Here is a 13,220-nt window from a genome sequence, read left to right as displayed (position 1 = left end):
TTCGTCCTCCTCAGACACTTTGTTCCGTGACGATCGAGCGCGTATCGAGCACGGTCTGGATGACTTGCTGTTGTTCCCCGAGAGTCAAGTCGGATCCCGATGGAAGGCAAATCCCATTCTCGAACAGACGCCGACTGACATCTTCTCCATCGACCGTCACATATTCGACATCGCGATACACCGGTTGCAGATGCATCGGTTTCCAGACAGGACGGGATTCGATGCCGGCACTGGCGAGCCGCTGCATCACCGTGTCTCGGTGCAAGTCTGTCTGATCCAACTGCATGGCGGTCAGCCAACGATTGGCCCGTGAGTGTGGGACTTCTTGCTGATACGTCGTCCCGAGCTGACGGAACATATGCTCATAGCGAGCGAACACGCGACGTCGTGCTTGAACGCGCTGCTCAATCACTTCGAGCTGTCCCCGACCGATCCCGGCCGAGACGTTGCTCAATCGATAGTTATAGCCGACTTGTTCGTGCTCATAATGCGGTGCGTCTTCCCGAGCTTGCGTGGCCAACTTGAGCGCCAACTGTCTCGTTTCCTCATTCGGCACCATGAGCATGCCGCCGCCTGATGTCGTGATGATTTTATTGCCGTTGAACGAATAAAACCCGATGTCCCCAATGGTTCCCGTCATTTGCCCGTGCCACGTCGAGCCGAGTGATTCGGCCGCGTCCTCGATCAATGGGACACCGAACTCACGACAGATGTGGCGAATCTCACCGATTTTCGCGACGACGCCGTATAGGTGGACGACGATGACCGCTTTCGGAAGTTTCCCTTTCGTCGCGGCTTGGACGAGCGCTTTCCGAAGCGCGTCTGGCGACATATTCCACGTCGTCGTTTCCGAGTCGATAAAGACCGGAATGGCGCCGACGTAACGGATTGGATTGACCGATGCGACGAACGTGAGTGACTGACAGAAGACCGTGTCCCCTGTCCCGACGCCGAGCGTAAGTAGCGCCAAATGGAGGGCAGCCGTCCCTGAGCTTGTCGCCAAGGCGTACGGATGGTCTGCGTAAGCGGCGACTTCCGCCTCAAACGCGTTGACGTTTGGCCCAAGCGGGGCGATCCAATTGCTCGCGAACGCCTCTTCGATGTAGGCCATCTCACGGCCCGACATATGGGGCTTCGATAATAGGATGTTCATTTGATGCCCTCCTTCATCATGGTTTTATACGAGATATACCAATCGACGACTTGCTCGAGTCCTTCAAACAGCGATGTGCTCGGGCTGAAGCCGATCAGCGTGTCGAGCGTCGGGACGGCCGACTGCCGAAGTACCGACTCGCGCATCGGCAACGACGTCTTCGCCGATTTGTTGAGGATATGTCCGATGTCGGACAGTAACGTTTGGACGTTCACGTAGTCGGAGGCCGGGATTTGGAAATATCCGACTGGCGACATCCCGGTTTGAATCAAGCGAAGCAAGCGGACGACCGATTCGACGACATCATCGATATAAGAGACGTTGATGATATCCGTCGCGTAATACCCTGAGAGTCGGACACCGCGGTCGACGGCGACAATGGCCTTTGACACTAGCGTCGAGGCATCGTCCCAAGGGCCGAAGACGTCTTCTGTGAACAGATGGATCACCGGACGTTCCCCGTCTTCCTGTTTTATAGGCAAGTCGAACGTGATGAACGATTCAACCGGGACCCGTTTCGTTTGGATGGCGATGTAGCGTTTCATCAACTCGTAACGTTCCAGCGGCTCTTCACTTCCGTTATGGCGACGGGTCGAACATAAGATGATGTGGCGCGGTTCATGTCGCTTCAAAATGCTGCGTATGACCGTCTTGTTGACGAGTGTCGTACGAATCAACTGAAACTGCGGGTGCGTCAAGACATAGAGACGTTGTTTGGCGATTCGCGTCTTGTGCCGCCCTTCATCGTCAATCCCGACGACATCAAACCCTTCCTGCAATAGCCGACGTGCGATATGAAACCCTTGGAAACTGGCTACCCCGACAATAAGAACCGTTTGATCGACCATCATTCTCCCCCTCTTCACTCGTTATGACCTTCAATTTCCGTCAGCGAGGCGTGTCCCGGCAATGTGAGGACGCATTCGCTTCACGCCATGTGTAAAGAGACGATCGATGTCTCGGTCGAGGTCGTCACTATTGGCGATAAAGAGCAGCAGGTAGGTCAGGGCCTCTTGGTCGTCTCGTAACGTCTCAATCAGGTGCAGCACGGAAGCGACGGTCGTGAAGGGACGGGTCCGGCCGACAAAGATTTTGGGGAAGACGTTCGCTTCTGGACCGAGTTCGCTCGCGGCGAGCAATTCTTCATATAACTTCTCACCCGGACGAATGCCGGTGACTTCAATGTCGATCTGTTCGGTCGTAAAACCGCTCAACTCGATCATTTTCTTCGCCAAGTCGATGATTTTGACCGGCTCGCCCATGTCGAGCACGAAAATCTCTCCCCCTCTGGACAAGACGCTCGCTTGGATGACAAGCCGACTCGCTTCCGGGATGGTCATGAAGTAGCGGGTCATCTCAGGATCGGTAACGGTGACCGGTCCGCCCCGGAGAATCTGTTCTTTAAAGAGCGGTACGACCGAGCCGCGACTGCCTAAGACATTTCCGAAGCGTACGACTGCGAAGATCGTCTCGCTCGTTCGGGCTTTCTCTTGGACGACCATCTCGGCGATTCGTTTTGTCGAGCCCATCACGTTCGTCGGATTGACCGCCTTGTCGGTCGAGACCATGATGAAGCGGCTCACGTTATGCCGGGCCGCGACATCGACCATATGTTTTGTCCCGTAAATATTGTTTTTGACGGCTTCGAGCGGATTGTCTTCCATGAGCGGCACATGTTTATGAGCGGCGGCATGATAGACGATGTCCGGCTGGTACGTACGGAACACATCTTCGAGCCGAGCTTCGTCTTGCACATCCCCGATGACCGGGTGCAGAATCGTCTCCGTGCCGAGCCCACGCAACTCTCGCTCGATCAAGTAAATGCTGTTCTCCCCATGACCGAGGAGAATGATTTCTGCCGGGGCGAATTTGATCAATTGGCGACACAACTCCGAGCCGATTGAGCCACCGGCGCCAGTGACGAGCACAGTCGCGCCTTCGACATGGCGAGATATTCCAGATATGTCCAACTGGACCGGCTCACGTCCTAGCAAATCCTCGATTTTCACTTCGCGAATCTCGTTGATGGAGACTTTTCCGGTCGCCAGTTCCGAAATCATCGGCAAGGCGTGGGATTCGGCTCCTGTCTTCTCGATTCGTTTCAGCAAGGCGAGACGCCGTGTATAAGGCAAGCTTGGAATGGCCAAAATAACCACTTCGATACCATGTTCTTGAATGATGCGTTCCAAATCGTCCGTCATCCCGAGGACCGGGACACCGTGGACGTAGAGTGCCTGCAGTTGCGGGTTGTCGTCGAGCAGACCGACGACGCAGAGGACGGTCGTCCGATGCTCCTTCAACTCGCGGACAATCAACTGTCCGGAATCCCCGGCTCCGATGATGAGTGCTTTTCGTCCCGGATGGTTCGAATGGGGTTTGAACACGTCAAACACATGGTTGCGGGCTAAGAAGCGGGTGAACAAGATGAGGTTGAATGCGAGCAACCCTTGTACGGCGATGATCATCCCAAGGCCAGCCCCGAAGTGGAACTGGTTGTAGGCGTACAACACCAAGTCACTGCTCAGTAAGGCGATGGCGACTTGTTTCATCTCATGGACCGAAGCGTAACGCCAGTCGATGCGATGAATCTTCAAGACGCTCCCGACGAGACTGAAGCTGACGATTTTAATGGCGACCATCATCAACATCTCGCTCGATTCGAGTGCCGCGTACGACGTGATCGTGGAGAACATCAGTTCAAACGTCGCGTACAATACAAACGAGACGATCAAGATGTCGAGACATAAAAAGAGCAAATTGCGTTGATTCTTCCGATAGACGTTCACAAGTGTTGCCATGGTAGTTCGCACCTCCAAGAGTCTGAGTTGTTCGTTCGTGGTGTAGGTTGGAATGCGCAAAAGATGCGTCGATGCTAGTAAACTACCCGACTATCCTCAACAAGTTTAAAGATAAAACGAGCTTTTTCTCATTAACGACATAGATGCGAAAAAGGAGTTCACGAAATTATTATCATGATTTCATTCACATAATGAATAATTGTCGGACAAACGGGAAATGGAAATACATATAACCCGAATTGGGTATCGTTTACATTATTTTGAACTTAGCTAAAACGCCACATAAGGAGGTAGAAATCGATCGTAAGCATCCTTTTTGACTAGCTCGTTGACTCTTCAACCAATACATGCTGTTCATTCACACCAAGAGACCTTCCGAGACGCTCGCTGCGTCTCCCTCCAAAGGAGAGACACCAAGATGAAAAAATGGACACGCCCTCAAATCGTACAAGCGTTGCAGTTAGCTGCTCAAGAACATGCCGAGCTCGATTCGAAACGGTATAGTGTATGGTCGCAAACCAAAAATGTCCCGTCCCTTTCCACCGTCATCCATCAGTTCGGGTCTTGGCGCGAGGCGCTCGCCGCTGCCCAAATCCAAATGTCGTTCCATTACTACTCGGATGAAGACATCCTCCGCGCGTTGAATCAAGCCGCCGAGGAGTTACCGCTCTTCACGAGCCAAACGTATCGGGAATGGTCGAAAGTGACACGCTCCCCGTCGCTCACGTTGATCAGCAGTCGTTTCGGCTCCTGGTCGAACGCGCTCCGGGAAGCGAAACTTCAGACGACCGCCGCGAAAAACAATGAAGAGCGCATCATCCAAGCCTTGATTGAAGCGTCCGAAGAACTCGAACGTCTCACGTCCCAGCACTACGCCATCTGGGCCCAAGAACGCGGTTATCCGACAGTCGCGACGATCGCCCGGAAATATGGATCTTGGAGCTACGCCTTGTTCGTCCTCGACATCGCCCCGCCGAAACGGAAATGGGACGAAGAAGATGTCATCGAAGCCCTCCGCGTCGCGAAACATGAATTGTCACACTTCAGTATTCTGCATTACCGGAAATGGGCCGAGGGACGTAACGTGCCGAGCACGTCGACCATCAACGCCCTCTTCGGCAGTTGGACGGCCGCATTAAAATGCATGGAAGAACAGACGATCACCCAATAACAAAAGCCCTGTCTCATCGTGAGACAGGGCTTTTGTTCAAGTGACGATCGAAATGAATAGCGGGATGCCGATGAGCAAGTTGAACGGGAACGTGACGGCGAGGGCGAGCGTCAAATAAAACGACGGCTCCGCCTCCGGGACCGATGCTTGGAGCATGGCCGGTGCGGCGATGTACGACCCGCTCGCCGCGAGCGTCATAAGCAGAATCGTTCCCCCATCAGACAGTCCAGCCATTCCGGCAGCGAGAAAACCGATGGCCGCGCCGACGAGCGGAAACGTCATCCCGACGACTAAAAACTTCATCCCGTACGACGGTAGCGTCTTCAGCTGATGACCGACCTTTACGCCGAGGCTGAGCAAGAACAACAGCAACACGCCTGGGAACAAATCGACAAAAAACGGGGTTAATGCCGACGTATCCGGGGTGACCAGCCCGACAATGAGACCAGCCAAAAGCAGCAAGATGCTTTTCGAGAGCAGACTGTCACGGATGACGGTGAGCGATTGGGTCGGTGCGGCCGTGATGCCGAGGACGCGGCTTTGATTGTATAACAACAGCGCGACGACGAGACCCGGAATTTCGAGGACGACGACGAGCGTTGTCATGAACGGCTCATAACTGATGCCGAGACGTTCGAGCTGCGCCGTCGCGGCGACATACGTCACGAGCGAGACCGAGCCGAACGTCGCGGCCATGGCGATGCGTTCCGGAAACGTGAACTTCAAGAACGCTCCAAGGCCGAACGCGACGAGCGGAAGTACGAGACCAAGCACGAGCGTGACGGCGAGCGGGAACGCCAACTCGTCCATCGATACCGAGGCGAGCCCCATCCCTCCTTTCAATCCGATGGCAAGCAGTAAGTATAGGTTGAGCGTGATGCTGAGTGACTCAGGAATCTTCAAATTCGATTTGCCGAGAGCGGCAATCACACCTGTCACGAATAGGAGCACCGGGGCGCTCGTCAATAAAAACATCAATTGTTCCATCTTTTCCTCCTGGACGACAAAAGCGCACACCAAAGAAAGGTGTGCGCTGCATGCCGACGGCTCGAACACGTTCGCTCCGTCTAGCCGACAACTGTCGGGTATTTAGTTCGTCAGCTCCGGGACAGGACGACGGGAATGTCGCACGGACACTTCCCAATCCTGAACCGTCTCTGCTTCTAGTGTAAAAATGTCGTCACGGCTTGTCAATCCCGCCATCCCATGGTGCATCAAGTCGAAAGACGATGAGGCGTTCCCCTGTCTTCGTGCTGATATCCGTGTGAAGCGAGACGAGACGCCGACCGAGCACGTCATGTAAAATCGCCTCGAGTTGGGCTCGCCCTGATTCGACGAGGTTATTGCGATATTTCTTCAATTGCTCACGACCGGCCGACTTGGCGGCCAGTTCGTACTCGGCCGGGGTCAAGACGCCCTGAAGCGTCACGATGGCCAAGTCGCGGAGCAGGTCTGCTTTACACGTCAAAGAGCCGCGCCCGAGATACTCTTTCTCCCATTGGGTGATGCGAGCACTCAGTTCCATTTCGAGCTGACCTTTTTTCGGCATCGTTACTTCACGAATCCGATCATCATCTCGCGAAGGATTTTCGCGGCGGCGATGGCCGTCATGTCCGATTGGTCATATGCTGGTGATACTTCGACGAGATCGGCACCGATGATGTCGATGTCGGCGTTCGCGATGGCGTGCACTGCTTCGAGCAATTCTTTCGTCGTGATGCCACCGATTTCTTGCGTACCCGTTCCCGGTGCAGCCGATGGGTCGAGGACGTCGATGTCGATCGTGACGTACACTTTCTTCCCGGCAAGCGTCGGCAACACGCGTTTGAGCGGTTCGATCACTTCATATTTATACATGTTATAGCCGACTTCTTTGACCCAGTCGAACTCTTCTTTCATCCCAGAACGAATTCCGAACGAGTAGCAGTTCGACGGTCCGATGAGTTCGGCCGCTTTTTTGAGCGGTGTCGAGTGCGAGAGCGGCTCACCTTCATAGTCGTCACGGAGGTCCGTGTGCGCATCGAGGTGCAAGATGACGAAATCATCCCCGTACGCATCATGCATCGCCTTGATGACCGGCCATGTGACGAGGTGTTCTCCCCCCATACCGAGTGGGAACTTGCCTTCTTTGATGATATCTTTGACGAACGATTCGATCATGTCGAGTGATTTCTGGGCGTTTCCGAACGGGAGCGGGATATCGCCGGCGTCATAAACGGCTGCTTCCGTCAAATCACCATCAAGATAAGGGCTATATTCTTCGAGTCCGATCGAGACTTCACGGATTCGGTTCGGACCGAAGCGTGAGCCTGGACGGAAACTGACCGTCCAGTCCATCGGCATCCCGTAAAGGACCGTCTTCGCGTCCGTCACTTCCGGCAAGCTCGCGATAAACACTTTACCTGAGTAGGCTTCATCGAAACGTTTAATCATTTCGTCAAGTCCTCCACAAATTTCGGAAGAACGAAGGCCGCATTATGAAGTTTAGGCGTATAGTATTTCGTCTCGATGTCATGGAAACGCTCGGCCGGCACTTGTTCTGGGTCGTACTGCTTCGAGCCGATTGTGAAAGTCCACATGCCGCTCGGATACGTCGGTACGTTGGCCGTGTAGAGCTTCGTGATTGGGAAGATTTCTTTCACGTCACGTTGAACCGTTTGGATGAGCTCTGGCGTGAACCATGGGTTGTCCGTCTGTGCGACGAAAATGCCGTCGTCTTTGAGCGCTCTCGAGATGCCGGCGTAGAATCCTTTTGTGAACAAGTTGGCCGCTGGGCCGACCGGTTCTGTCGAGTCGACCATGATGACGTCATACTCGTTCTCTGATTCGGCGATATGCATGAAGCCGTCACCGACGATGACTTCAACACGCGGGTTGTCGAGTTCGCCTGCGATATTTGGTAAGTATTTCTTCGAATATTCAATGACTTTCCCGTCGATGTCGACGAGAACTGCTTTTTCGACTGATGGGTGTTTCATAATCTCACGGATGACGCCACCGTCTCCGCCACCGACAACGAGCACATGCTTCGGATTCGGGTGTGTGAAGAGTGGGACGTGAGCCACCATCTCGTGATAGACGAATTCGTCCTTATCCGTCGTCATGACCATTCCGTCAAGCAACAACATTGTTCCGAACTCGTCCGTTTCGACCATTTCTAGTCGTTGAAACTCCGTTTGTTCGCTCTCATAAACGTGGTTTACACGGAACGTGATTCCGTAATCTTCTGTTTGGTGCTCCGTAAACCATAATTTTAATTTTTGGTCCATCGATAGAACCCCTTTCTGTTCAAAAAGTTGTTCGTATGCGAGTGGCGTTTTGAGGCGCTTCTTATTCATACGATAGGAAGTATACAAAAACTGTACCCATTTTGCACGATTTTTTTATTTATTTACCTCGATGTGTGAGTTTTAGGTGAGTTTTGTCCGATAAACTGATTAGAGAGTATTTCGATTATTTGAAAGGAGGGATCCTATGTGGTCTCCTTGTACCGCCTGCTCCACGACCATCCCATTTTTTGAACGGGGCCTCGTCGTCGTCAATGACAAGCCCCACCCGTACGACTCATTTGACGAATTGACGCAACGCCTCGCCGCTGTCGAGGAAGACGTGTACTGTGTCGACCCGGCCACCAAACGCCAGACCGCCGTCGTCTCGGCGAGCGACCTGCTTGAACAAATCGCCAACCGCGACACGATCGAATTGATTCAACACGGTGACTTCGAGAGCCACTTGCAACCGATCATCCATCTCGACACCGGAGAACGGTTCGGCTACGAGGCTCTTCTCAGAAGCCAGAACAACGTCTCACCGGGCGAACTGTTCCGGGCCGCGAACCGATTCGGGCTTCACTCGAAGCTAGATCAACGTGCTCGCGCCGAAGCGATCAAAGCGACGTATCACGCCGTCGAGCCTCACGAGAAGACGTTCATCAACTTCTTGCCCTCGACGATTTATAACCCAGACTATTGTCTCCAACACACGTTCGAGATTATCGACCGGTACGGACTCAGTCCCGATCGTTTCATCTTCGAGGTCGTTGAGACGGAGAAAGTCCAAGATGTCGCCCATTTGCAACATGTGTTCTCTACATATAAGAAGCGTGGTATGAAAGTCGCCCTCGATGATGTCGGCGCTGGCTTCTCGACGCTCGATATGTTGAAGCGACTTGAGCCCGACTATGTCAAAATCGACCGGTCGTACATCTCCTTCTGCGACCAAGACGCCGAGAAACGAGCGTTCTTGAAAAACGTACGTCAATTGACGCGCTCAATGGGCATCACCATCCTCGCCGAGGGCATCGAACGCCCCGAAGAAGTCGACGTCTGTCGCGAACTCGGGTTCGACCTCGCCCAAGGCTATTATTTCGGTAAACCGTCTCCTTATGCGCTTTGACGCAATGAAGGCCTAGAGCACCCGCTCTAGGCCGTTTTTTTAATCCTCGTCTTCCTCTTCGTCCATGTCTTCTTGCATCTCTGTATCTTCATTGTTCATCGGTTCTTCCTCTGCTCCCCCGCAAGCCCCGAGGATGATGCCCGTCGCCAACAGCGACGCGGCCAATGCACCTTTCTTTTTCATCATGAACACCCCTTTTTACGTTGTGTCGTACAGTACGGTTAATTCCCTCGCGCTTCATGCTGAAACGTTTTTTAGGTTAAGAACGTGTAAACGGTGGAATGAATCTAGTGATGACAACTGAACAGAAAGAAGGTGTACTTGTTGAAACGACGCGTCTGGCAACTCCTCATCATGATTGTACTCGGCATCTTCCTTCTTGGTTTGCTTTACTCGATCGACGGGCTCATCCCGTTCCTAATTGGGGCCGCCATTCTCATTCCGCTCATCGTCGGCTGGCATATCTTATTTGACCATGTCCAACCGCAGGCCAAGCTCGCCTGGCTGCTCGCCGTCTTGTTCATTCCGTTCCTCGGTGCCCTCGCCTGGGTACTGTTCGGCCGAACACCTCGACGACACCGACGCATCAAACGGACCTCGACCGAGATTCGGATGTTCCGGCAAGCAATCGAGGCCGAACGGATCGAGACAGCAAACGACGTGTCGGATCGCTTTCCTCTCACGCGCACACTCGAGAAGCTCGGCGCGACCGGTGCGGATGGTCACACGTCGACGAAACTGCTCGTCAACGGCGAGGAAAAATTCGATGCGGTGATTAAAGATATCGAGCAAGCGACCCATCATATCCACGTCCAGTATTATCTATTCCGGACCGATGAAATCTCGCTCAAAATTCGTGACGCTCTCATTAAACGATCCAACGAGAATGTCACCGTCCGCTTTTTGTATGACGGCCTCGGCAGCCAAGAGATTAGCGAAGCGTTTCTCGAACCGCTCCGCGAGTCCCGCGTCCACGTCGAAGCGTTCGACCCGGTCGTCCACCCGCTCCTCGTCTTTAACGCCAACTTCCGCAACCATCAAAAGTTGATCGTCATCGATGGGCGAATCGCTTACACCGGCGGACTGAACGTCGGGGATGAATATCTCGGGAAACATAAAAAGCTTGGATTTTGGCGTGATACCCATCTGCGCCTCGAAGGACCGCTCGTCCGGGAACTTCAGCGTTTGTTCGTCGAGAATTGGCTGTATGCCGGTCATGAAGACGATACAGAACGCTGGGACTTGTTCGCCGACAGCAAACATTTACCGGAGTATTTTATCGATGACCTGCAACCGGACAACGGGGCGACACAGCTACTCGTCACGTCTCCCGGGAAAGATGTCACGATCCGAGACGGGCTCATTACGCTTTTGATGGAGGCGAAGGAGTCGATTTGGATTACGACACCATATTTGATTCCGCCTCCCGAATTGCTCGCGCTGTTAGAAGTCGCCGGCCGGCGTGGCATCGATGTGCGAATCGTCGTCCCCGGAAAAGGAGACGAATGGTTCAGCTTCCATGCGACCGAATATTATTTCGAACAACTGCTCAAACGGAACATTCGGATTTATAAATACAATCGCCATTTCATCCATGCAAAAACCGTCCTCATCGATGGCAAGATTGCGCTCGTCGGGACGGCTAACTTTGATTTTAGGAGCATGTACTTGAACCACGAGATGACAATCGCCCAGTATGAGACGTCGTCCATCCAACAGCTGCAAGAAGCGTTCTTGAAAGACTTTGATGAGTCGATTCTCATCGACTGGTCAATGCTTCGCAAGAAATCGAGCGGCAAACGTTTCATCGAAGCGTTCTGTCATATTTTCTCGCCACTCCTTTGAGACAAGCGCCAAACCGCATACAGGATAAGGAGAACCGCAATGAGACCGAGTTGCCAGCCCGCGGCCACGTGTAAGACCGCCGCGACCGCGAGCGCCTCGATCAACAATGCCGGCACTTTCCCAATCGTGCTCGCTACGGCGAAGGACGGGAGCGACATCCGGCTGAACGCGGCCGACAGCGTGACGAGTCCGGACGGTACGAACGGCATCAGCCTCAGCCCGAGGACAAGAAACCATGCCTCAATACCATCTGCTTCGCGGAGCCGTTTCAAACGCTCCCCATCCGGTGAGGTGAACCGGTGGAACGCTTTGTGATAGAGAATAAAACTGAGCACAGCACCCACGGCCTCGCCGACGATAGAGACGGCGACGCCCGGTCCAAATCCTAGCAGTTGCACGTTCAACGCCGTCAAAAATGCGCTCGGTAATATACCGGCGACGGCGATGAGCATATTCAACAAGATACTGATCACAACAAACAACGGGATCGGCAAAGCTGCCCATTCCATATAAAAACCTCACTTCATTTGAAAAGGCTGGCCCGTCAACGACGGGTCAGCCTTCTGTTTATTTTGCTTCGACTTCATCCCACGCGTCTTCGTCGACAGGTGGAAGGTGTTTCTCTTCAAGTTTCGAGACAACGACCGCGCATGTCGCGTCGCCGGTAATGTTGACCGACGTCCGGAGCATGTCGAGGATACGGTCGACACCGATGATCAGGGCGATCCCTTCGACCGGTAAGTTGACCGACTGCAAGACGAGCGCGAGCATGATGAGCCCGACACCAGGTACACCCGCCGTCCCGATCGAGGCGAGTACCGCTGTGATGACGACCGTCACGAGTTCGGTCATCGTCAAATCAGCCGCGAATACTTGGGCGATGAAAATCGTCGCGACCCCTTGCATGATCGCCGTCCCGTCCATGTTCACCGTCGCGCCGAGCGGCTGAACGAATGAGGAGATGGAACGCGGCACGCCGAGCTTCGTCTGGGCGAGTTCCATCGATACAGGGAGCGTCGCGTTCGAAGACGACGTCGAAAACGCGAGCGTGATCGCTTCGTAGAAGTTTTTAAAGAAGAAGACCGGACTCATCTTCCCGAGCAGGACGAGCGCCCCGCCGTAGACGAGTACCGAGTGTAAAAATAGCGTCAAGACGACCGCGAACATATACCACGCCATCGCTTTGACAGCATCGAAACCGATACCTCCGATGGCCGAGGCGATCAAAGCGAACGCGCCGTATGGGGCGAGCTTCATGACCAAGTGAATCAAGTGCATCATGATGCGGTCGCCTTGTTTGACGAAACGGCGCCACGTTTTGGCCCGTTCGCCGAGAGCGATCATCGCAAATCCGATGAGAGCCGCAAACACGATGATTTGAAGCATGTTGCCTTCAGCGAGCGCTTGAATCGGGTTCGTCGGAATCATGTTGACGAATGTCTGCACGATGTTTGACGACTCTTCAGCCGCACCCGATTCGAATTCAAGGTTTGCTGTTTGGAAATCGCCACGCTCTCCCGGTTTGATGACCGAAGCGACACCCATCGCCAAGATGATGGCGAGCGCCGTCGTCGTCAAGAAGAAGAGAAGCGCCTTCGATCCGACCCGACCGAGCTCTTTCGGGTCCCCGAGACCCATGACGCCGAGAATGATCGAGAAGAAGACGATCGGAACGACCAGCATTTTAATCAAGTTCAAAAATACGGTACCGACTGGGGAAAGGATATACGTATTGACGATGTCATATACGTTACCGGACAGACCGGCGAGCCCTAGCCCGACAAGGACCCCTAAGGCGAGGCCAATTAAAATTTTCTTCGTTTCACTCATCGTGTCACCCTTTCTTTTTTGCACAGTG

The 13,220-nt window shown here is 53.7% G+C and carries 13 protein-coding genes; 3 read left to right on the top strand and 10 right to left on the bottom strand.

The genetic code is table 11. The annotated features are described in order from the left end of the window. Positions 1-10 precede the first annotated feature (10 nt). Genes KNP79_RS06585 through KNP79_RS06575 form a run of 3 tightly spaced genes read right to left on the bottom strand, consistent with a single transcriptional unit; the run spans position 11 to position 3,951 of the window. Positions 11-1,153 (bottom strand): DegT/DnrJ/EryC1/StrS family aminotransferase, encoded by a 1,143-nt coding sequence (locus KNP79_RS06585; protein ID WP_215191652.1) that lies wholly within the window; start codon positions 1,151-1,153, stop codon positions 11-13. Further along, positions 1,150-2,004 (bottom strand): NAD-dependent epimerase/dehydratase family protein, encoded by an 855-nt coding sequence (locus tag KNP79_RS06580; RefSeq protein ID WP_214753650.1) that lies wholly within the window; start codon positions 2,002-2,004, stop codon positions 1,150-1,152. The genes KNP79_RS06585 and KNP79_RS06580 overlap by 4 nt, the downstream gene beginning before the upstream one ends. 27 nt (positions 2,005-2,031) lie before the next feature. After that, entirely contained in the window at positions 2,032-3,951 is a 1,920-nt protein-coding gene (locus KNP79_RS06575; RefSeq protein ID WP_214753648.1) for a polysaccharide biosynthesis protein, read from the bottom strand. A gap of 418 nt (positions 3,952-4,369) precedes the next feature. Between KNP79_RS06575 and KNP79_RS06570 the strand changes: the two genes are divergently transcribed. Beyond that, positions 4,370-5,122 (top strand): homing endonuclease associated repeat-containing protein, encoded by a 753-nt coding sequence (locus tag KNP79_RS06570; protein WP_034779320.1) that lies wholly within the window; start codon positions 4,370-4,372, stop codon positions 5,120-5,122. 36 nt (positions 5,123-5,158) lie between these two features. On the opposite strand, the gene KNP79_RS06565 is transcribed toward KNP79_RS06570, so the two are convergent. The 4 genes from KNP79_RS06565 to speE all read right to left on the bottom strand — a co-directional run bounded on the left by KNP79_RS06565 (position 5,159) and on the right by speE (position 8,391). Further along, a complete protein-coding gene (locus KNP79_RS06565) occupies positions 5,159-6,109 on the bottom strand; it encodes a sodium-dependent bicarbonate transport family permease (protein ID WP_214711079.1) in 951 nt (316 codons plus the stop codon). A 193-nt stretch (positions 6,110-6,302) separates the two neighbouring features. Beyond that, on the bottom strand, positions 6,303-6,671 hold the full coding sequence (locus tag KNP79_RS06560; RefSeq protein ID WP_034779329.1) for a Na-translocating system protein MpsC family protein: 369 nt from the start codon (positions 6,669-6,671) through the stop codon (positions 6,303-6,305). Between the two features lie 2 nt (positions 6,672-6,673). Further along, a complete protein-coding gene (speB, locus tag KNP79_RS06555) occupies positions 6,674-7,555 on the bottom strand; it encodes an agmatinase (RefSeq protein WP_034779331.1) in 882 nt (293 codons plus the stop codon). Beyond that, positions 7,552-8,391: a polyamine aminopropyltransferase gene (gene speE, locus KNP79_RS06550; protein ID WP_138858739.1), complete on the bottom strand. Its 840-nt coding sequence runs from the start codon at positions 8,389-8,391 to the stop codon at positions 7,552-7,554. Before speE ends, speB begins: the two co-directional genes overlap by 4 nt. Positions 8,392-8,596: 205 nt before the next feature. Here speE and KNP79_RS06545 point away from each other — a divergent pair, with 205 nt between their 5' ends. Further along, positions 8,597-9,517 (top strand): EAL domain-containing protein, encoded by a 921-nt coding sequence (locus tag KNP79_RS06545; protein ID WP_214753643.1) that lies wholly within the window; start codon positions 8,597-8,599, stop codon positions 9,515-9,517. Positions 9,518-9,556: 39 nt separating this feature from the next. Here KNP79_RS06545 and KNP79_RS06540 read toward each other — a convergent pair whose 3' ends face one another. Further along, positions 9,557-9,700, bottom strand: coding sequence for a hypothetical protein (locus tag KNP79_RS06540; protein ID WP_161787553.1), 144 nt, complete (start codon positions 9,698-9,700; stop codon positions 9,557-9,559). A 132-nt stretch (positions 9,701-9,832) separates the two neighbouring features. Here KNP79_RS06540 and cls point away from each other — a divergent pair, with 132 nt between their 5' ends. Next, entirely contained in the window at positions 9,833-11,362 is a 1,530-nt protein-coding gene (gene cls, locus KNP79_RS06535; protein WP_215191651.1) for a cardiolipin synthase, read from the top strand. Here cls and KNP79_RS06530 read toward each other — a convergent pair. Continuing rightward, positions 11,338-11,871: a TVP38/TMEM64 family protein gene (locus KNP79_RS06530; RefSeq protein ID WP_215191649.1), complete on the bottom strand. Its 534-nt coding sequence runs from the start codon at positions 11,869-11,871 to the stop codon at positions 11,338-11,340. The two genes, cls and KNP79_RS06530, sit on opposite strands and share 25 nt — an antisense overlap. 58 nt (positions 11,872-11,929) lie before the next feature. After that, a complete protein-coding gene (locus KNP79_RS06525; RefSeq protein ID WP_034779341.1) occupies positions 11,930-13,192 on the bottom strand; it encodes a dicarboxylate/amino acid:cation symporter in 1,263 nt (420 codons plus the stop codon). Between the last annotated feature and the right edge of the window lie 28 nt (positions 13,193-13,220).

This window comes from Exiguobacterium sp. s7 (assembly GCF_018618195.1).
Taxonomy (GTDB): Bacteria; Bacillota; Bacilli; order Exiguobacteriales; family Exiguobacteriaceae; genus Exiguobacterium; species Exiguobacterium mexicanum_A.
This window is presented reverse-complemented; position numbering and strand designations above follow the sequence as displayed.